The 17739-nt window shown below is 58.3% G+C and carries 24 protein-coding genes; 23 read left to right on the top strand and 1 reads right to left on the bottom strand.

Annotated elements, in window-relative coordinates; genetic code table 11:
* Positions 1-6: 6 nt before the first annotated feature.
* From ACVDHI_RS08700 to ACVDHI_RS08810, 23 genes are all read left to right on the top strand, one after another.
* A complete protein-coding gene (locus ACVDHI_RS08700) occupies positions 7-1341 on the top strand; it encodes a hypothetical protein (protein WP_447211974.1) in 1335 nt (444 codons plus the stop codon).
* Between the two features lie 38 nt (positions 1342-1379).
* Positions 1380-1898: a hypothetical protein gene (locus tag ACVDHI_RS08705; RefSeq protein ID WP_447211975.1), complete on the top strand. Its 519-nt coding sequence runs from the start codon at positions 1380-1382 to the stop codon at positions 1896-1898.
* 84 nt (positions 1899-1982) lie between these two features.
* The gene (locus ACVDHI_RS08710) at positions 1983-2570 is read left to right on the top strand and encodes a glycoside hydrolase family 108 protein (RefSeq protein WP_447211976.1); all 588 of its coding nucleotides are present in this window, start codon (positions 1983-1985) and stop codon (positions 2568-2570) included.
* Complete coding sequence (locus ACVDHI_RS08715; RefSeq protein ID WP_447211977.1) at positions 2567-2878, top strand: hypothetical protein; 312 nt, start codon at positions 2567-2569, stop codon at positions 2876-2878. Before ACVDHI_RS08710 ends, ACVDHI_RS08715 begins: the two co-directional genes overlap by 4 nt.
* The gene (locus ACVDHI_RS08720; protein WP_447211978.1) at positions 2871-3122 is read left to right on the top strand and encodes a hypothetical protein; all 252 of its coding nucleotides are present in this window, start codon (positions 2871-2873) and stop codon (positions 3120-3122) included. Before ACVDHI_RS08715 ends, ACVDHI_RS08720 begins: the two co-directional genes overlap by 8 nt.
* Positions 3119-3346, top strand: coding sequence for a TraR/DksA C4-type zinc finger protein (locus ACVDHI_RS08725; protein ID WP_042074576.1), 228 nt, complete (start codon positions 3119-3121; stop codon positions 3344-3346). Before ACVDHI_RS08720 ends, ACVDHI_RS08725 begins: the two co-directional genes overlap by 4 nt.
* Positions 3327-3629: a DUF2730 family protein gene (locus tag ACVDHI_RS08730; protein WP_081332095.1), complete on the top strand. Its 303-nt coding sequence runs from the start codon at positions 3327-3329 to the stop codon at positions 3627-3629. Before ACVDHI_RS08725 ends, ACVDHI_RS08730 begins: the two co-directional genes overlap by 20 nt.
* Positions 3626-3922: a VpaChn25_0724 family phage protein gene (locus ACVDHI_RS08735; RefSeq protein WP_010674005.1), complete on the top strand. Its 297-nt coding sequence runs from the start codon at positions 3626-3628 to the stop codon at positions 3920-3922. The genes ACVDHI_RS08730 and ACVDHI_RS08735 overlap by 4 nt, the downstream gene beginning before the upstream one ends.
* Positions 3923-3934: 12 nt before the next feature.
* Positions 3935-4510 carry a DUF3486 family protein gene (locus ACVDHI_RS08740; protein WP_447211979.1) on the top strand — a complete coding sequence of 192 codons (576 nt, stop codon included), beginning with the start codon at positions 3935-3937 and terminating at the stop codon, positions 4508-4510.
* Positions 4510-6069, top strand: coding sequence for a terminase large subunit domain-containing protein (locus ACVDHI_RS08745; protein WP_447211980.1), 1560 nt, complete (start codon positions 4510-4512; stop codon positions 6067-6069). Before ACVDHI_RS08740 ends, ACVDHI_RS08745 begins: the two co-directional genes overlap by 1 nt.
* The gene (locus ACVDHI_RS08750; RefSeq protein WP_447211981.1) at positions 6069-7640 is read left to right on the top strand and encodes a DUF935 domain-containing protein; all 1572 of its coding nucleotides are present in this window, start codon (positions 6069-6071) and stop codon (positions 7638-7640) included. The genes ACVDHI_RS08745 and ACVDHI_RS08750 overlap by 1 nt, the downstream gene beginning before the upstream one ends.
* The gene (locus tag ACVDHI_RS08755) at positions 7640-7978 is read left to right on the top strand and encodes a hypothetical protein (protein ID WP_180344782.1); all 339 of its coding nucleotides are present in this window, start codon (positions 7640-7642) and stop codon (positions 7976-7978) included. The genes ACVDHI_RS08750 and ACVDHI_RS08755 overlap by 1 nt, the downstream gene beginning before the upstream one ends.
* On the top strand, positions 7978-9453 hold the full coding sequence (locus ACVDHI_RS08760) for a phage head morphogenesis protein (protein ID WP_447211982.1): 1476 nt from the start codon (positions 7978-7980) through the stop codon (positions 9451-9453). Before ACVDHI_RS08755 ends, ACVDHI_RS08760 begins: the two co-directional genes overlap by 1 nt.
* Positions 9450-9650, top strand: coding sequence for a hypothetical protein (locus tag ACVDHI_RS08765; protein ID WP_069652681.1), 201 nt, complete (start codon positions 9450-9452; stop codon positions 9648-9650). Before ACVDHI_RS08760 ends, ACVDHI_RS08765 begins: the two co-directional genes overlap by 4 nt.
* Positions 9650-10096 (top strand): phage virion morphogenesis protein, encoded by a 447-nt coding sequence (locus ACVDHI_RS08770; RefSeq protein WP_447211983.1) that lies wholly within the window; start codon positions 9650-9652, stop codon positions 10094-10096. Before ACVDHI_RS08765 ends, ACVDHI_RS08770 begins: the two co-directional genes overlap by 1 nt.
* Positions 10097-10461: 365 nt before the next feature.
* Entirely contained in the window at positions 10462-12075 is a 1614-nt protein-coding gene (locus ACVDHI_RS08775; protein ID WP_447211984.1) for a phosphoethanolamine transferase, read from the top strand.
* A 25-nt stretch (positions 12076-12100) separates the two neighbouring features.
* Positions 12101-12481 carry a diacylglycerol kinase gene (locus tag ACVDHI_RS08780; RefSeq protein ID WP_324040887.1) on the top strand — a complete coding sequence of 127 codons (381 nt, stop codon included), beginning with the start codon at positions 12101-12103 and terminating at the stop codon, positions 12479-12481.
* A 209-nt stretch (positions 12482-12690) separates the two neighbouring features.
* Complete coding sequence (locus ACVDHI_RS08785; RefSeq protein ID WP_447211985.1) at positions 12691-13878, top strand: phage protease; 1188 nt, start codon at positions 12691-12693, stop codon at positions 13876-13878.
* A 54-nt stretch (positions 13879-13932) separates the two neighbouring features.
* The gene (locus tag ACVDHI_RS08790; protein ID WP_447211986.1) at positions 13933-14841 is read left to right on the top strand and encodes a Mu-like prophage major head subunit gpT family protein; all 909 of its coding nucleotides are present in this window, start codon (positions 13933-13935) and stop codon (positions 14839-14841) included.
* 116 nt (positions 14842-14957) lie between these two features.
* Positions 14958-15428 (top strand): Rho termination factor N-terminal domain-containing protein, encoded by a 471-nt coding sequence (locus ACVDHI_RS08795; protein WP_447212016.1) that lies wholly within the window; start codon positions 14958-14960, stop codon positions 15426-15428.
* A gap of 1 nt (position 15429) precedes the next feature.
* Positions 15430-15843 carry a gp436 family protein gene (locus ACVDHI_RS08800; protein ID WP_202014442.1) on the top strand — a complete coding sequence of 138 codons (414 nt, stop codon included), beginning with the start codon at positions 15430-15432 and terminating at the stop codon, positions 15841-15843.
* Positions 15840-16286, top strand: coding sequence for a phage tail terminator protein (locus tag ACVDHI_RS08805; RefSeq protein WP_202014444.1), 447 nt, complete (start codon positions 15840-15842; stop codon positions 16284-16286). The genes ACVDHI_RS08800 and ACVDHI_RS08805 overlap by 4 nt, the downstream gene beginning before the upstream one ends.
* A complete protein-coding gene (locus tag ACVDHI_RS08810) occupies positions 16283-17032 on the top strand; it encodes a phage tail tube protein (RefSeq protein ID WP_408812015.1) in 750 nt (249 codons plus the stop codon). The genes ACVDHI_RS08805 and ACVDHI_RS08810 overlap by 4 nt, the downstream gene beginning before the upstream one ends.
* A 20-nt stretch (positions 17033-17052) precedes the next feature.
* Here the strand turns inward: ACVDHI_RS08810 and ACVDHI_RS08815 are convergent, their stop codons facing one another.
* A complete protein-coding gene (locus ACVDHI_RS08815) occupies positions 17053-17739 on the bottom strand; it encodes a hypothetical protein (RefSeq protein ID WP_447211987.1) in 687 nt (228 codons plus the stop codon).

Raw genomic sequence — 17739 nt, forward strand, 5'->3', positions numbered from 1 at the left:
GAAAAAATGCATCAAAATGCGTACATCTTCACAGATACAAAAGAACCCCATGTAATGGGGTTTCTTTTTATGGCTGACTATTCGGTATTGCAAGTCCGAATTGTTGGGGTTGCAGCTCATCATGCGGGAGTTGTTGAGCGAGATAGCGATTCTGGATTGAGTTTTTTGACTGAGGATAGGAGGTCGATCGTGATGTTTAAAAAAACACAGATTGCATTTTTGGTTTGTTCTATTTTTGTTCTTTCAGCGTGTAATGAGCAAAGGACACTGACACCACAGGAACAAGAGCTGGTGGGACAGCTCAAGCAAGAGCGCGATAAACTTGGTCAGGATATAGATACTGTCTCTGCTGAGATTGCTCAATATAATGGTGGGTTGATAAAAGCCATTAAACAAGTTCGCGAAGAAACGTTGAAACTAAGTCGAGATATATTAACTCAGCGCATCCAAGCAATCGAAACAGGTGCCAAGGTGACTATTGTCGTGCCAACTAGCCAGCCGGATCCTGAACGAGCTCAAGCTTTGCAGAATGATATCGAAATAGCAAAGCAGCACTTAGTTGAGGCTAAAGCTAAAGCGGCTCAATATAGTGGTGGTCTAATTGCCGTCGTTAGCCAATCAACCGTAGCAACTCAAGAGCAGACACTTGCAATGCTGGAGCAGCAGTATCTAGTCTCAAAATATGGCTTGCCATTAACACTCAGCTCATCAGCATTGTCCACACCTAAAACAGAAAGCAATGTTAAAGCGACTGCACCCAATGAAACCAAGGAAGCACCAACACCTATTGAAGAACCACATGTTATGTTGGCTGCTGATGGCCCATTTGGTGTTGCGATGGGGATGACCAAAGAGATGTTTAAAGGCCATATTACACCGATCGGCAATGGCACGTACCTCTTTGATAATCCACCTAAACCACATCCAGACTTTGTGAGGTACGCGGTGCAAATATCTGATAAATCTGGTCTTTGTTGGATTAAAGCGATAGGGAAGGATATAACAACCAATCCCCATGGTCATCAGTTGCAAACAGAGTTTGATGATTTTGAAGAAAAATTGGATCAGCGCTATGGGAAGCATAAACGAACAGATTTTTTAACGGTTGGTTCCATCTGGAAGGAGCCAGAGGATTGGATGAGGGCTTTGCATAAAAAAGAACGTTATTTATTTACCTCTTGGAAGGGGGCAGAAAAACCCTTACCGAATGATATTTCTTCAGTAGCTCTTCTTGCTACAGCAAAAGATACAAATTCAGGTTATTTGGCGATTGAGTATAGTTTTTCTAACGAGACGGAATGTGAGCAGGAAATTAAGGCTCAGAATGATGCTGGGCTTTGATTAACCGCTGAGTATTGTTTTTATACAAGGAGGTTCAAGTGAAGTTGTTGGCGTTGGCTATGTCGTCAATATTTGTGGCTGGTCTTGCGGAGGGAGCCATAAAGTATAAATGTGATGGGGAATGGGTGGACTATTGGCCATGTGACAAAGAGCAGGTCGAGCATAGCAACGCCATTCAAGCAATGAAGGATGAATACTCAGCTAGAGCCTCTGAACCTGAGCCGGTTATGAATGCGCCTGCCAACACATTGTCCCCCGTGTCTGGTTGTGGTAGTGAGGATGTAAAGTGCTTTGCTGACAAAGCTAGGTCTGATGCTCTGATTCCTTGCAAACATAGTATTGAAAGCAGGGCTCGGTACGATTATGAATGGACGGACAGCCTATTTGGCAAACCGCTTTTTGAATTTGACTACATGTGGGGGATCCCTCCTAACGTTGTCGTGTACTACGGTTCGGCTTTGAAGGCCCAAAATGGATTCGGTGCCTGGAAGGAGATGTATTACCAATGTTGGTACAACGTCAGAACATCACAGATCGAAAGGGTAGTTTTGAGATAGCTGCATTCAAGTAACCCACCATAAACCCGCCCCATTAAGGCCCCTCGGTACGCTGCGATAACGCAGTTAATCGAGGGGCCTTTTATGTTGCCTGATACCTATCCCATAGCGCTTGCTTGGTTGCTCCGTCCCGATGTGGAAGGGGGCGAGGTCAACCACCCGGCCGACCGTGGCGGCCACACCAAGTTCGGCATGGCCGATGCCGCCGACGGCAAGAAAGACGGCATGCTCGATCTCGATCGGGATGGTCGGCCGGATATTGCCGTCGGGGATGCGACCCCTGCCCATGCAGAGTTGTTTTACCGAGCGAACTACTGGCTGCCCGCCCGTTGCGATCGGGTTGATAGCGTCTGCCCGCTGATTGCCATCGCCCTGTTCGACGGCGCCGTGCATCACGGCCCACCCCGCTCAATACGCCAGTTGCAGCAGGCGCTCGGTGTCATGGTCGATGGGATGCTGGGCTCGCAAACCTTGCGGGTGCTGGCCGCCAAGACGGGGCGGGACGGTGGTCGGGCCCTGCTGCTCGCGCTGCTTGAGATCCGCGCCGGCTTCATGCTCGGCATCGTGCGCAAAGACCCGAGCCAGTGGGCCAATGCCCATGGCTGGATCAACCGCCTGCTGCGCCTTCAGAGCTACCTGCTTTCTACCCGGTTCGGGGAGGGGGCGGCATGAGCAAACCCAGCCTCATCAACAAGCGCCGCAAGGCGTTGCAGGGGATCCAGGCCGCTGGCTATTTCGGCATCCCCGAACTCAAGAACCCCCGTTACCTCGCCTGCTTCAAGGATGGGCGCCGCGCCCATCTGAAGGCCTATCTGGCCGCACCCGCCCCCACGGACCTGGAGACGATCCCGCTCTACAGCCATCACCCCACTCGACAGTCCCTGTTTGCCCAGGGCTGGCGGTCGGTGGGTGAGCTGGATCGCCTGCGGGCCCGTGCCCGTCTTACCCAAACCGAACATAAGGATGCCCATCATGCCTGATTCCCTGTTACCCCAAGCAAAGCCTGCGCTCAGGAGCCGCGCCGTCATCGGGGGCGTCATCGCCGTGGGGGCCGGTATCGCCGGCCTGTTCGGCGTACCGGTCGATGCCGGTACCCAAGCCAGCCTAGTCTCCACCGCCGTGGATCTGGCCAGTGCCATCGGCGGCCTGCTGGCCATCTGGGGGCGCCTTAAGGCGACCCACGTCATCAAATTAGCCATCAAGCAGGGCAGGAGACACCCTTGAGCGACCCCATAGACCGCGCCCAGCAGCTCGACGCCGAGCGAACCGGGCGACTTATTGACGCCCACCGGGCAAGGCCCAAACCCCGTGGCGATGGCATCTGTTGCGATTGTGATGAGCCCATCCCAATTGCGCGGCTGCATGCCGAACCCGATGCGCCGCGCTGCATCGAGTGCCAGACCCTATTCGAGCGCAAGGAGGCAATCCGTGTGGGATTTCATCGTTAAGAACTGGGGGCCCCTGTACGCCCTGGCCAGTCTGGTGGGGTTGATCGTCATCATCCTGCTCTCCAAGACCTACGCCAAGCGAGAGGATGTCACCGGCCTGGCCGCCAGAGTGGCCAGGGTCGAGCAGCAACTCTCGGATCTGCCGACCGAGAAGGAGTTGCACACCCTGCAACTGGAGATAAGCGAATTGCGTGGCGAGCTGCGGGCACTGGCGCCGGAACTGCGCCAGGCTCGCCGCCTGGCAGACCTGCTGCTGGAAAATGAACTCAAGGAGAGACCATGAGCATTCAAGGAATATTGGACGCCCAGCAACGCCTGGTGATCTTGCGATCCTTGCTCGATATCGGCGGGGCGGCCAACGAGTCGATCTTGAACGATTGCCTCGACCAGCTGGGTACCGGCCGGGTGTCCCGGGATCGGGTCAAGACCCTGCTGGCCTGGCTGGATGAGCAGGGGCTGGTGCGCATCGAGAAATTGGCCCAGGTGCAGGTGGCCCACCTGACCGGCCGGGGCCAGGACGTGGCCGAAGGGCGATCCAGCGTGCCTGGCGTCAAGAAGCCCCGTGCCGAAGATTGAGGGAGGATGACCATGGCCGAGAAACCGACCCGGGGCAGGGCCAGCAAGGTGTGGCTGCTGCCCGAAGCTATCCGCAACGCCCTCAACGAGATGTTGCGCGACAAGGCCAACAGCCAGGCCGCCATCTTGGACGAGATCAATGGCCTTATCGAGGATGCTGGGCTGCCCGATGATCTCAAGCTCTCCCGCTCAGGGCTCAGCCGCCACGCCAGCCAGGTGGAGCAGGTAGGCCAGCACCTGCGCGACTTGCGGGAGACCACGGCGGCACTGACCTCCCAGCTCGGTGACAAGCCGATGGGGGAGACCACCAAGCTCATCCTGGAGCTCGGCCGTTCCCAGCTGTTCAAGGCGATGCTGGCCCAGGTGCAGAACCCGGAGGAGGCGGTGGATATTGACATGCTGAAAAACGCCATGTTGGCGGCTCAGCGCCTCGAATCCACCGCCATGCAGAGCCACAAGCGTGAGAAAGAGATCCGCCAGGCCTTTGCCGAGGAGGTGGCAGCCAAGACCGAGGCCATCGTCACCCAGGCGGGTCTGAGCGGTGAAGCCGCCGCCGCCATTCGTCGCGAAATCCTGGGGATTGCCTGATGACCACCATTGCTCAGACCCCTATCGCCCAGCAGTTGGCCCTGATCCTCGGTACCGAATACAACCCCGATGAGGTGCTGCTGCCCTACCAGCGCATCTGGATTGCCGACGAGAGCCCGCTCAAGATCGCCGAGAAGAGCCGCCGCACCGGTATCACTTGGGCGGAGGCGGCCGACGCGGCCCTGACGGCTTCCAAAGCCAAGGTGGCCGGCGGCTGCCATCACTTCTATGTGGGCAGCAACAAGGAGATGGCCCGCGAGTTTATCGACGCCGTGGCCATGTGGGCTAAGGCGTACAACAAAGCGGCCGGTGAGATCCAGGAGGAGGTGTTCACCGACGACGAGGACAAAGCGATCCTCACCTTCGTGGTCTATTTCGCCTCGGGCTTCAAGGTGCAGGCGCTCTCCAGCAACCCCTCCAACCTGCGGGGGATGCAGGGCAATGTGACCATCGACGAGGCCGCCTTCCACGACCGGTTGGCCGAGGTGCTCAAGGCTGCCATGGCGCTGACCATGTGGGGCGCCAAGGTGCGGCTGATCAGCACCCACAACGGCGTCGATAACCTGTTCAACCAGCTGATAAATGACAGCCGGGCGGGTCGTAAAGACTATTCCATTCACACCATCAGCCTGGACGACGCCTGCCGTCAGGGGCTCTATCGTCGCATCTGCCAGGTCAAGGGCACGCCTTGGACACCGGAGGCCGAGGAGAGCTGGAAGGCAGGGCTGCTCAAGGCTACCGCCACCGAAGAGGATGCCCTTGAGGAGTATTTCTGCGTGCCCAAGCAGAGTAGCGGCGTCTATATCAAGCGCACCCTGATCGAGCGGGCCATGCAGCCGGATATCCCCATCCTGCGCTTCACTTCCCCTGCGGACTTCGAGCTGCAGAGCGAGGAGACCCGCAAGGCGGTGGCGGAGATCTGGTGTGAGGAGAACCTCAAGCCCTGCCTGGAAGCGCTCGATCGCAATTGCCGTCATGTACTGGGGGAGGACTTCGCCCGCAAGGGGGATCTCTCGGTGTTTGTTCCGCTATCCATCGCGACCAGCCTGCGCAAGACCGTGCCCTTCGTGGTGGAACTGGTCAAAGCTCCCTATGAGACCCAGCGCCAGATCCTGTTCTACCTGCTGCAGGGGCTACACCGCTTCACGGCAGCCGCCTTCGATGCCACCGGTAACGGCGGTTATCTGGCAGAAGCTGCTCGGCTGCGCTGGGGCGCCAGCATGATCGAGTGCGTGATGCTCAATGACCCCTGGTACCGGGAGTGGATGCCCAAGCTCAAGGCGGAATTCGAGGATGGCAACCTCATCATCCCGCGCCATGCAGACGTGCAGGACGACCTCGGCAAAATCCAGGTCATCAACGGTATTCCCAAGATCGACAAGGGCAAGAACACCGGCCAGGGCGGCCAGCAGCGCCACGGCGACTTTGCGGTGGCGCTGGCCATGGCCGTGCGAGCCAGCTGGATGGAGGGGGGCGCCATCGAGTTCACCCCCTTACCAGGTAAACGCGATTCAGAGCGCAACGACGATTATCACCGATATGAGAGAGGGGGTTGGTAATGGCCGGACTCATCGACATTCATGGCAACTCGCTGCGCCTGCAGAAGGAGCCGCAAACCGAGAACGATGCCAAGCTGGCACAGCTGCGCCGTCACTACAGCGAACACCCCACGGTGGGGCTCACCCCGGGCAAGGCTGCAGCAGCGCTGAAAGAGGCGGAGGAGGGGAGCCTCATCGCCCAGTGCGAGCTGGCCGAAGACATGGAGGAGAAGGACGCCCACCTGCAGAGCGAGCTCGGCAAACGGCGCCGGTCCCTGCTCGGGGTGAGCTGGACCATAGAGCCGCCCCGCAATGCCACCCCCGCCGAGCAGCGCGACTGCGAGATGATCCGCGAGCTGCTGGAGGACTTCACCTGGTTGGATGATGCCATCTTCGATGCTACCGATGCGGTGCTCAAGGGGTTTAGTGCCCAGGAGTTCAGCGGCTGGGAGCTCGTGGAGGGGTTGCAGCTCCCCAAGGGCATCGTCTGGCGCGATCCCGCCTGGTTCCAGACCCACCCGGATGACTGGAACCAGTTGCGGCTGCGGGACGGCAGCAAGGAGGGGGCGGCCCTCAACCCGTTCGGCTGGATCATGCACAAGGCCAAGTCGAAGTCGGGGTATCTCGCCCGCACCGGCCTTATCCGCACCCTGGTCTGGCCCTTCCTGTTCAAGAACTACAGCGTGCGGGATCTCGCCGAGTTTCTGGAGATCTACGGCCTGCCGGTGCGCCTGGGCAAATACCCGGAAGGGGCCACCGAGAAGGAGAAATCCACCTTGCTGCAGGCGGTGCTCTCCATCGGCCATAACGCTGGCGGCATCATCCCCCGGGGGATGGAGATCGAGTTCCAGAATGCGGCGAGCGGTCAGGCCGATCCCTTCGGGGTGATGATGGACTGGTGCGAACGCTCCATGAGCAAGGCCATCCTGGGGGGCACCTTGACCAGTCAGGCAGACGGCAAGAGCTCGACCAATGCGCTCGGCAACGTCCACAACGAGGTGCGCCAGGAGGTGCGGGATGCAGACCTTCGCCAACTCGCCGCCACCCTGACCCGGGATCTGGTCTATCCGCTGTTTGCCCTGAACGGCAAGAGCTTCCAGGGGCCGCGCCGCTGCCCGCGCCTGGAATTCGACGTGACCGAGCCGGAGGACATGCGCGATCTGGCCAATCCACTGCGGGCCCTGGTGGGCATGGGGATGCAGATCCCGGCGCAGTGGGTGCGCGACAAACTGCAGATCCCGGCGCCCAAGGAAGGGGAAGAGGTGCTGGTCATCGTCGATAAGCAGGCAGGGGCCGGGGAGGCGGCTCTCAGGGCGCAAGGGTTGGCGGCCTTGGCGGCAAAGAATCCTGCTCAGGGTGATAACAATGACGCCCAGCTTGCCCGCCTGCAAGCCGAGGTGGCCCCTTTGCTCGCCGGCATGACCGACGCCGTCCAGGCACTGGTGATGCAGGCCACCACCCTGGAGGAGATCCGGGATGGCTTGCTGGCGCTGGAGCCCAACCTCAGTCATGACGAACTGGGGGCCCTGCTGGCCCAGGCCATCGCCGCCAGCGAACTGCTCGGCATGCTGGAGATGGAGGAGGGGAAATAATGATGTTCTCAGTGCTGGAGAAGGTCCGATTAATTCGGAGTGGAACGATAGTGCTCACGTACTTTTTGCTTCTTACCGTTCACAATTTTGGTGTGTTCGGGTACGTGAACTTTCTTTTTGCCTTCTTTGGTTTTAGCCATAGCGCTAATTCCCCTTTTCAGAGCTGCGGCTGGTTCGGCCAGTCACCGTGGGTGACCCCATATCACCCAGAAAACTGGAATCATGAAAAGAGAAAGCCGACCAGCACTGAGAACATACTCATCATAGAGCAGGGTGGTGATGAATATCTGCCAATCATTCTCGCACTTATGAAAAGCTCCGATGAGGCAGCAATATAATGGCAGTGCGATATGGTTCTCTTCCTTTTGCCGAGGCGATCGCTTTCTTCCGCCAGAAGCTGAATATGCCGAGCGAGCGTTGGGCCGATGTGTGGCGGGATGCCCATAACCGCGCCTTTATGGTGGCGGGGGCGACCAAGACGGACTTGCTGGCGGACCTGCGCGGGGCGGTGGACAAGGCGATAAGCGAAGGGCAATCCCTCGGTTCGTTCCAGAAAGCGTTCAAGGAAATCGTGGCTCTCCACGGTTGGGAGCATACCGGTCCGGCGTCCTGGCGCTCTCGCGTCATCTTCGAGACCAACCTGCGCCAGAGCTATAACGCCGGGCGTGATGACCAGATTGAGCGCATCAAGCACAAGCGCCCCTATGCGCTCTATCGCCACGGCGACTCCGAGCACCCCAGGGAACTGCACCTCAAGTGGAACAACCTGGTGCTGCCGGTGGACCATCCCTGGTGGGATACTCACAGCCCCAGCAACGGCTATGGCTGCAAGTGCAAGAAGTTCCTGCTCTCCGAGGCGGATCTCAAGCGTCGGGGGTTGACGGTGGGTCAGGCACCGGATGACGGCAATTATGAGTGGGTGGACAAGGCCACCGGGGAGATACACCGGATCCCTCGTGGCATCGATCCGGGTTTTGATTACCGGCCAAAGACGCCCGCCGCCCTGACCGAGGCGATGGCCAAGCGGGAGGCGGCGAAACCCGCGCTGGCCGAGCGCTTGCCGCAGCGGTTGGTGGAGAGCGCCTTTTCGACGGCCAAGGGGGTAACGGCGCAGGGGGTCAGCGAGCTGCTGGCCCAGCTACCCGCACCCCAGCGTGAGCCCTTGGCGGCCTTCCTCAAGGCGCACCCAATCAAGACCCTGTTTATCAAGCAGACCGAGATGGGCAAGGGAGCGGCAGGGCTCAAGGTTGCGCCGGCTATTGCCGAGTACCTGAGCACAGACCCTTACCTGGTTCGCTCCCTCTATTACACGCGCCGGGCCAGCGCGACCAACGGCTTTACGGCCAAAAGCTGGGGCCATCTGGTTATCAAAGTGAAGGCGGGTGATACACTCAAAGCAGTGGACATGCAGGCGGTGCAAGCGGCGGCGGCCGAAGTGGTGACCGATGCCCATGCCAACACCGGGCCCCGTCAGTGGCACCCAAGGGATACCAGCGGCGAGACCTTGCGCCGTCACTGGAGCATCTCCGCCAACGTCGGCGGCAAGCAGGGAGAATCAGCCCAGCGGCTCTCAACCTGGTTGCACGAACTCGGTCACCAGGTTCACTTCTGGGCCGGGGAGCCTGACCTGACGGGAGTGGGGTTGCTGACGGAGTATGCCGGCAAGACCAGGATGGAAGCCGCCGCCGAGGCGTTTGCCGCCTGGATCTTGGCGAGGGATGCCATGGTGGCGCATTTCCCCGAACTGGCCAAACGGGTGGAGGCCATGCTGGCCCAGGCCACGACCGCCAGCCGCAAAGGAGAGAAAGGATGACCCTGTTGGAGCAAGCCAGCGCCCTGCTGGCAGAAGATGGCCCCTTTACCCTGGCACAGGCCAAGGCGCTGGATGCCTTGTGCGAGCAAGCCCGGGGCGAAGAAGCGGATATGTTGGGGGATCTCTGGGAGGCCGCTATGTTGTCGGCCGATGAGGAGGCCCTGCACTTTATGACCACCTTCGAGGATGAGATCTGATGGCGGGCAGCTTTATCGCCATCAGTCACCACGGGGTGGCCGATGCCCATGAGTTGCTGGCCCGGCTCTATCAACGCACCGGCGACTTAAGCGAGCCCCTAGCGGATATCGGCGAAGGACTGGCGCTCTCCCACCGGGATCGCTGGGATGCGCAGGAGACCCCGGAAGGGGAGCCCTGGACCCCCCTCTCGGACAAGTACCGCGCCCGCAAGCCACGCCATGCCGACGAGGTGCTGCGCCTCAACGACGATCTGCGCGACACCCTCAACTATCAGGCCGATCCCCAAGCCCTCTACTTCGGCACCCCGCTGGAATATGGCGCCGCTCACCAGTTCGGCCGTCCCGAGATCAACCTGCCCGAGCGCCCCTATCTGGGGCTGTCGGAAGCAGATCAGCAGAGCGTGCTGGAGACGCTGGAAGGCTATCTGACGGCGGACGCGCCCTAAGCGTCTGAGTGCATTTGCGGGGACAGGGCCGGTGCGATGGCATGGCCCGTCCGTTCTTCGCCCAGCAAAACGGTGTTTAAACACCATTAAACAGCATCCCAGCTCCTAATCTGGCCCAACTAACAGTGGTTCTGGCTGCATCATTACAGCTAGGTGTGGTGGTCCGTCACTTGAACCTCCAAGGCTGACCAGCATAACCAGACATTGGTCTTAAGTTTGCCTTAAGAAAACCTTACTAGCATGGCTACAACGGAAGGATGGGAAGTACAACTGTAAAAATGACAGTTTTGTTATTTATGGTTGTGAATATTATTCATCCATCCATAGCGTCATGTTTTTTAACGGATAAATGGGTAATCTTAAAGATGAAAATAAGAATAGTTCCCTTTGTTTTTTTAATGGCGTTTGGCTTTGCCATATTGCATAACTGGCCGGTGTTACTGCATTTTGCCAATATTTTGCTTGGGCTTGATCACTTCAAAATTGGTTTCGCAATCTCAATCCCCATTGTGCTGGTAGCTGCACTGAATTTTGTGTTGATGCCGTTCTCAATTCGTTATTTCGTCAAACCCTTCTTCGCCTTCCTATTCATTGTGGGCTCAATGGCGAGTTACGCCATGATGAAATATCGGGTGATCTTCGACCGCGACATGGTGCAGAACGTGCTGGAAACCAATAGCGGCGAAGCAGGCTCTTATCTGAACACGTCATCTATTCTCTGGGTAATTCTGCTTGGAATTCTACCCGCCGTGCTGATCTTTTTTATCAAGATCGAATATCCCGTGCGTTGGTACAAGGGATTGTTAGGTCGTGCTGCCTCGATGTTGGCCTCTCTGGCTATCGTCGGGTTGGTGCTTGTTTTCTACTATCAGGATTACGCTTCGGTGGGTCGGAACAACCCTACGCTAAACAAAGAAGTGGTTCCGGCCAATTTCGTCTATGCCACCGCCAGATTCGTGTACAAACGCTATTTGCAAGCGCCGATCCCTTTTGAGCAACTTGGTGCTGATGCAACACGCGCACCGCATCAGGGGAAGCCGACACTGATGTTTTTAGTGGTCGGCGAAACCGCCCGCGGCAAGAACTTTTCCCTCAACGGCTACCACAAGGACACCAATCCCTTCACGGCAAAAGAAGAAGGGTTGGTATCGTTCCAGGACATACGTTCCTGCGGGACCGCAACTGCGGTATCGGTACCTTGCATGTTTTCTAACATGGGGCGTAATGAGTTCGATGGTAACAAAGCGCGTAACAGTGAAAATCTTCTGGATGTGCTCCAACACACTCAGGTGAGTGTGCTATGGAAGGAAAACGATGGGGGTTGCAAGGACGTTTGTTCCCGGGTGTCCACCATTGAAATCAACCCAAGTGATTACCCCAGTTTGTGTGACAAAGAAACTTGTCATGACGAAGTGGTGCTGGAGAATCTGAAAGAGGAAGTCGCCAGTATGCAGGGCGATAAGTTGGTCGCTTTTCACCTTATTGGTAGCCATGGCCCTACATACTACAAACGTTATCCTGAGAATTTCCGCCATTTCATGCCTGATTGCCCGCGCAGTGACATTGAAAACTGTACCGATCAGGAGCTCGAAAACACCTATGACAACACCATTCGTTACACGGATCATGTGATTGCCCAATTGATCGAACGTCTCAAGCAGTACGAGTCGCGGTACAACACGGCTCTGATCTACCTGTCGGATCATGGCGAGTCACTCGGTGCGATGGGGCTGTATCTGCATGGGACCCCCTACAAGTTCGCCCCGGATGACCAGACCCGCGTTCCTATGCAGGTCTGGATGTCTCCCGGCTTTATACAAGAGAAGGGGATGGACATCGCTTGCTTGCGTGCCAATGCGGAGAGCAAGCGTTATTCCCACGATAACCTTTTCTCTTCTGTTTTGGGGTTATGGGGGGTGAACAGTCAAGTTTATAACCCGCAGTTGGACATGTTCCAACCGTGCAGGGCAACACAATAACATATAGGTTGATAGGGGGTCGTGAATGGCTAAACCAGGAGCAACCGGATTAATCCGGGTGATCCACGCTACGGGCTACAGCATGAAAGGGTTGAACTCAGCTTGGCGGCATGAGGCCGCATTTCGTCAAGAGTTGCTGCTGATCATCGTGCTGACGCCGCTGGCCTTTATCGTGGGCAAAGAGCTGCTACAGACGCTGTTTTTGCTTGTACTGGCCTGGCTCGTGGTGGTGATAGAGATCCTCAATTCTGCCATCGAGGCAGTGGTGGATCGAATAGGCCACGAACATCATGAACTTTCCGGCCGGGCCAAGGATCTCGGCTCGGCTGCCGTCTTCATCACCTTGATGATAAATCTGGTGGCATGGGGAGCGCTGGCTGGGCGTAACTTGCTGCATCTGTGGTAAATGTTGCTAATCATAAAATGGGGCCATAAGGCCCCTTTTTATTCAATCTGACAAGGCTTTATTTGGGTCTTTTGTTTTTGCTCGTTGGGTACTGGAACTGACTTTACTATTCAAGCAGTGCTATGAAGGAAGAATCATGCACAAATACCCATCTTCTCTGATCGTCATCCATTCATATCTCTAATCCACCATAAACCCCGCTCTTTTTCATGCCACCGCACTATGGCGGCATGAACATATTCAAGACCCCATACTCAGCGCCCCTCGTGGCCATCCTCCATGCCAACCCCCTCAGCGGGGAGCGGTTGGCGGTACTCGATGCGCAACTCACTCCCCAAGGCGATGGCTGGCACCAGCTGCTGCCGGTGGGTCCGTTCAAGGCCAGGGATGGCCGCCCCTTCGATGTGCCTGGTGGCCATTGGCTGCTCGACAAGACCATTGCCACCACCCTGATCAACCGGGCCAAGGCGCTTGGTCAAGACATCCTCATCGACTATGACCACCAGACCCTCAAGGTGGATCAGAACGGCCAGCCAGCTCCGGCGGCCGGTTGGTACAACGGTGACGAAATCGAGTGGCGCGAGGGACAGGGCCTCTTTATCAAGCCTCGCTGGACCGAGCGGGCCGCCGCCCTGGTCGCCGCCAAAGAGTATCGCTTCCTGTCCGCAGTATTCCCCTATGACGCCCAGGGCCGCCCCCTGGAGCTGCGCATGACCGCCATCACCAACGATCCCGGGGTGGTGGGCATGCAGGCGCTGGCGGCCTTGAGCGCCCTACCTGTTCAACCCGGCCTGCCGGCCACCCCCGCCCCTGTGGCACAAAAGGAGAGACCCATGAACGAACACTTGATCGCGCTGCTCGGCAAACTCGGTATCCAACTGGGGGCCGACGGTCAGATGACTACTGAGCAGGGCACAGCTGCGCTGGCGGCCCTCGATACCCTGCAGGCCAGCGCCAAGAAGGCGCCGGAGCTGGAGGCCGCGCTCTCGGCCGAGAAGACCGCTCTGGCCGCGCTCAAGGCGCAGCCGGGTGGCCAGGTTGACCTGGCGCAATTCGTGCCGGTGGCGACCTATAACGCCCTGGTCACCCAGGTGGCGGCATTGACCGCCCAGGTGGACACCACCGACGCCGCGACCCTCATCAAGGAGGCCCGCACCGAAGGCAAGGTGGTGGCGGCCGAAGAGGAGTACCTGACCGCCTACGCCGCCCAGAAGGGGGTGGCCGCCCTCAAGGCGCTGCTGGAGCCGCGCCCGGCCATCGCCGCGCTCACGGCGAGCCAGACTGCTGCCGTCACCCTGCCGGCTCGATCAGGCGAGGCCGTGCTCTCGGCCGAGGACAAGTACGCCGCCGACCAGCTCGGCATCAGTCACGAGGACTTTGCCAAGGCCAAGGCCTGAGCAAGCCCCGTTTCACGCGAAGGCAGTTCCGTTTAACCAGAGAAGGAATAGACCATGGCCATGATTACACCCGCGCTGCTGCAGTCCCTCTTCACCGGCTTCAAGAAGAACTTTGAAGACGCCAAGAGCGAGGCGCCGACCCAGTACACCAAGATCGCCACCGTGATCAAATCGACCACCAAGTCCAACACCTATGGCTGGCTCGGCAAGTTCCCGAGCTTGCGCAAGTGGGTTGGGGAGCGGGTGATCGAGTCGATGAAGACCCACGGTTACCAGATCGTCAACGAAGACTTCGAAGCCACCGTGGCCGTCGATCGCAACGATATCGCGGACGACGAGCTGGGCATCTATGCCCCGCTGTTCGCCGAGATGGGGCGCTCGGCCGGGGTACATCCCGACGAGCTCTGCTTCGGCCTCCTGGGCGCCGGTTTCACCACACCCTGCTACGACGCCCAGTATTTCTTCGATACCGATCACCCGGTCTATCCCAAGGTCGATGGCACCGGCACCCCGGCGCTGGTGGCCAACCTGGTGGTGGATGGCGCCTATACCGGCGAGCCCTGGTATCTGCTTGATACCAGCCGCGCCCTCAAGCCGATCATCTTCCAGGATCGCAAGTCCCCCGAGCTCATCGCCATGACCAAGATCGACGACGAGGCGGTGTTCACTCGCAAGGAGTTCCGCTACGGGGTGGACTGCCGCGACGCCGCCGGCTTTGGCTTCTGGCAGCTGGCGTTCGCCAACAAGCGGGCGCTGACCCCCGACAACCTGTGGGATGCCTACAGCCGGATGCGGGAGTTCCAGGCGGACGGTGGCCGCAAGCTCGGCATCAAGCCGACCCTGCTGGTGGTGCCGCCCGCCCTGGAGAAGTTGGCGACCAAGATGCTGGAGCGCGAGCTGGAAAGCAGCTCCAGCAACGAGCTCAAGGGCAAGCTGGAACTGGTGGTGGCTGACTACCTGTAAGCGACACCGAGCTGTTTAACGGCGGGGTGAAGCGAGCGCAGTGTGGGCGTTTAACCCCCGTTTAAACCGGATCCTGGATTGAACGAGACAGAGGGAAACATGAGATGGAACACGAGATGGAACAGGCTATTCGCGTTGGCATCACATCAACGGTTCGTCAGATCTATTTTCGCGCGGGCCTGGCGATTGCACCTGGCAAGTCTGAGCTGGCTGTGTCGCCTGTGCAGTGCGAGACCCTGGAGGCCGATCCGCGCCTGGTGGTCACCCGCCTGGGTCAAGACGTCGCCCCTGCGACGGCTGATGCACCGCAGACGGGCCGGGAGCTGGACGCAGCAGTGGGCGGCCTGACCGGCTCGGGCTATCTGGCGGGCGTCGCCACGCTGGATGGCAAGGTCACCCCGTTGGCCGAGATGAAGGTCGATGAGCTGCGCGAACTGGCCGTGGAGATGGCGATCCCGGGGGCCGCCGGCATGAAGAAGGCCGAGCTGGTGGCTGCCATTGCGGCGACCGAGGTGCAATACCCGGTCAAGGACGAGGCTGGCGCCACCACTGAGCCGCCTGCCGACCCCGTGGCCGAGGGCGCCTGATATGTACGCCAGCGTCAATGACATGGTGACCCGCTTTGGCGAGGCGGAGCTGTTGCGCCTGGCCATGACCCCGGCCGGCGAGCTGGATAGCGCGGCCATCACCATCGCTTTGCAGGACGCCGGCGCCTTGATCGACGGCTACCTGGCGGGACGTTACCCGCTGCCGCTGGCCCATGTCCCGAGCGCCCTGGTGCCCATCTGCGCCGACATTGCCCGCCACCGCCTCTATGGCGAGCAGGCGCCGGAGCAGATAGCCAAGCGCAATGAGGCGGCCCTGGCCTTCCTCAAGTCGGTGGGCAAGGGGGAGCTGGCGCTGGGCCTCGCGGCAGACGGCGAGCAGGTGGAGAGCCAGAATCTGGCCCAGCTGCAGTCCGATGGTCGGGTCTTTGGCCGGGGAACTGGGGGCTTCCTATGAGCGGCCCCGCCTCGACCACCTCTGAGCTCGATTACCTGGCGGCGGGGGAGCGGCTGCGCGAGCTGCTGCTGCCCTTGAAAGGGCAAGGGCTCAAGGAGGTGTTTGTGGCCACCGACCTGGAGGCGGTGGCCAACCTGGGGCAGCACACCCCGGCCATCCATGTGATTTACCAGGGAGAGCGAGAGAGCGAGAGCAGCCAAAGCGGGCGGCAAAGCGCGTTCGATCAGGTTTGGCTGCTGGTATTGGTGCATAGAGCCACCCCCAAGGAGGTCAGCGCCGGGGTGTGGTTGGGGCGCATGTTGCAGGCCGTGGCCGGTCGGGCCTGCGGTGACAGTACCTTTCGGCGTGAAAGCGCACCGGTCAAGCCGAGTTACAAGGGTGGGGTGGTCTATCTGCCCCTTGCCTTCAAGACGACAGTGAAATTCAAGGGAGAACGGTCATGAGCGAAACACTGCACCTGGAAGGGGATCTCTATATCGAGACCTTTACCAACAACGTCTCGAATGGGGTGATTGGCCCGGTGGACGTCAACAGCCTGGAAGTCAAACCGGACAGCGAGAAGATCAGCATCCCGAGCAAGCGCAAGCACAAGCTGGGCCAGGCGCGGGAAAGCTACTTCGTGCCCAAGCCCGCCACGGTCAATATCAAGACCAGCGAGATCCCGCCGGTGCTGCTGGCTGCCGCCTTTATGGGGCTGGAGAGCCCGATCAACCAGGGAGCAGGGACGCTCACTGAACTGCCGGTGACTCTGCCGGCGCACCCCAAGTGGGTAAGCCTGGGCAAGACCAATCTCTCGGCCACCGGCCTGGTGGTGAAGGAGGGGGCCACCGCCTTGGTGCTCGGTACCGATTTTGAGATCAACTATGCCCTGGGGCTGCTGCGGGCCACCAAGGCGGGGGCGGTGGCAGATGGCGGCCCGGTGACCGTCAGCGCCAGCTATAACGCCATCACCGGCACCCGCATCGCCGGCAACGTGCAGCCGGAGGTGAAGGCGAAGCTGACCCTGGATGGGCGCAGTGTCATCAGTGGGGAGGCTATCCTGCTTACGGTACCCCGCGCCAGCCTGGCCCCCAAGAAGGCGGTGGACTTCCTGAGCGACAAGCCCATCGAGATCGAACTGGAAGGGGAGCTGCTGGCCCTGGATGGCGAGGATGCGCCTTTCTATGTGGACCGGCCGGAGATAATGTGACTCAAAGAATGATGGCAGATTTATTCTGCCATCATTCTTTCGTTCAACTCAAAAACGTCTAATGTAATTGGAAGCAAATTTATTCCTATTAGGCACATTGTTTTCAATATTGGTCTGTAACGGTAAGAGTAGAACTCGATAATAGTCGTTTCATTGAAAATAGATTCTTGGTGCTGTAATAGCCAAGAGAGATTTTCAACATCAATTTTAAGTTGTGTTAGCTCTAGAGAAATATGTTGAACTAGTTTGGGTGCAGAATTTTCAAGGTTATGCTCTGGTTGTGTTTTAACGCCACGAATGAATGCGATCGCCGTTTCCAAGTCAAATTTACTTTCTGTGTGGTTGGAGCCATTCATGACTGAAAGTATATCTACTTGTTTTTTTAGTCTGAGATCTATTCGTTCCGCGACTATAAATATTAGGCGTTGAACATCCTCTGATTTTCTCTGATTGTTAGCCTGCTGTAATTGTTTGCTTTGCAGCTGATATGTTTTCCAAATACCAAGAAAAGCTATGCAGGAAATTATCGGTCCAATTGTTCCGCCAATAAAACCACCGAAAGCTCCCCATTCATCTATCTTATCGGTGAAGGTAAAGTTCAGGCTGGAATCAGGATTTATACCGAATTTAATTAAATAAAGGAATAGTGGGAAGCTGCTAATGATAACAACGCATATTATTACAAAAGTTTTAATTATTGTCTTCAT

It is taken from the genome of Aeromonas sp. 25-248 (genome assembly GCF_053005425.1).

Excerpts from the sequence above, each read along its gene's own strand:
- ACVDHI_RS08700 (WP_447211974.1), top strand. The coding sequence starts at position 7 with ATGCATCAAAATGCGTACATCTTCACAGATACAAAAGAACCCCATGTA.
- ACVDHI_RS08710 (WP_447211976.1), top strand. The coding sequence starts at position 1,983 with ATGTTGCCTGATACCTATCCCATAGCGCTTGCTTGGTTGCTCCGTCCC.
- ACVDHI_RS08715 (WP_447211977.1), top strand. The coding sequence starts at position 2,567 with ATGAGCAAACCCAGCCTCATCAACAAGCGCCGCAAGGCGTTGCAGGGG.
- ACVDHI_RS08720 (WP_447211978.1), top strand. The coding sequence starts at position 2,871 with ATGCCTGATTCCCTGTTACCCCAAGCAAAGCCTGCGCTCAGGAGCCGC.
- ACVDHI_RS08735 (WP_010674005.1), top strand. The coding sequence starts at position 3,626 with ATGAGCATTCAAGGAATATTGGACGCCCAGCAACGCCTGGTGATCTTG.
- ACVDHI_RS08740 (WP_447211979.1), top strand. The coding sequence starts at position 3,935 with ATGGCCGAGAAACCGACCCGGGGCAGGGCCAGCAAGGTGTGGCTGCTG.
- ACVDHI_RS08745 (WP_447211980.1), top strand. The coding sequence starts at position 4,510 with ATGACCACCATTGCTCAGACCCCTATCGCCCAGCAGTTGGCCCTGATC.
- ACVDHI_RS08750 (WP_447211981.1), top strand. The coding sequence starts at position 6,069 with ATGGCCGGACTCATCGACATTCATGGCAACTCGCTGCGCCTGCAGAAG.
- ACVDHI_RS08755 (WP_180344782.1), top strand. The coding sequence starts at position 7,640 with ATGATGTTCTCAGTGCTGGAGAAGGTCCGATTAATTCGGAGTGGAACG.
- ACVDHI_RS08760 (WP_447211982.1), top strand. The coding sequence starts at position 7,978 with ATGGCAGTGCGATATGGTTCTCTTCCTTTTGCCGAGGCGATCGCTTTC.
- ACVDHI_RS08765 (WP_069652681.1), top strand. The coding sequence starts at position 9,450 with ATGACCCTGTTGGAGCAAGCCAGCGCCCTGCTGGCAGAAGATGGCCCC.
- ACVDHI_RS08770 (WP_447211983.1), top strand. The coding sequence starts at position 9,650 with ATGGCGGGCAGCTTTATCGCCATCAGTCACCACGGGGTGGCCGATGCC.
- ACVDHI_RS08775 (WP_447211984.1), top strand. The coding sequence starts at position 10,462 with ATGAAAATAAGAATAGTTCCCTTTGTTTTTTTAATGGCGTTTGGCTTT.
- ACVDHI_RS08780 (WP_324040887.1), top strand. The coding sequence starts at position 12,101 with ATGGCTAAACCAGGAGCAACCGGATTAATCCGGGTGATCCACGCTACG.
- ACVDHI_RS08785 (WP_447211985.1), top strand. The coding sequence starts at position 12,691 with ATGCCACCGCACTATGGCGGCATGAACATATTCAAGACCCCATACTCA.
- ACVDHI_RS08790 (WP_447211986.1), top strand. The coding sequence starts at position 13,933 with ATGGCCATGATTACACCCGCGCTGCTGCAGTCCCTCTTCACCGGCTTC.
- ACVDHI_RS08795 (WP_447212016.1), top strand. The coding sequence starts at position 14,958 with ATGGAACAGGCTATTCGCGTTGGCATCACATCAACGGTTCGTCAGATC.
- ACVDHI_RS08800 (WP_202014442.1), top strand. The coding sequence starts at position 15,430 with ATGTACGCCAGCGTCAATGACATGGTGACCCGCTTTGGCGAGGCGGAG.
- ACVDHI_RS08805 (WP_202014444.1), top strand. The coding sequence starts at position 15,840 with ATGAGCGGCCCCGCCTCGACCACCTCTGAGCTCGATTACCTGGCGGCG.
- ACVDHI_RS08810 (WP_408812015.1), top strand. The coding sequence starts at position 16,283 with ATGAGCGAAACACTGCACCTGGAAGGGGATCTCTATATCGAGACCTTT.
- ACVDHI_RS08815 (WP_447211987.1), bottom strand. The coding sequence starts at position 17,739 with ATGAAGACAATAATTAAAACTTTTGTAATAATATGCGTTGTTATCATT.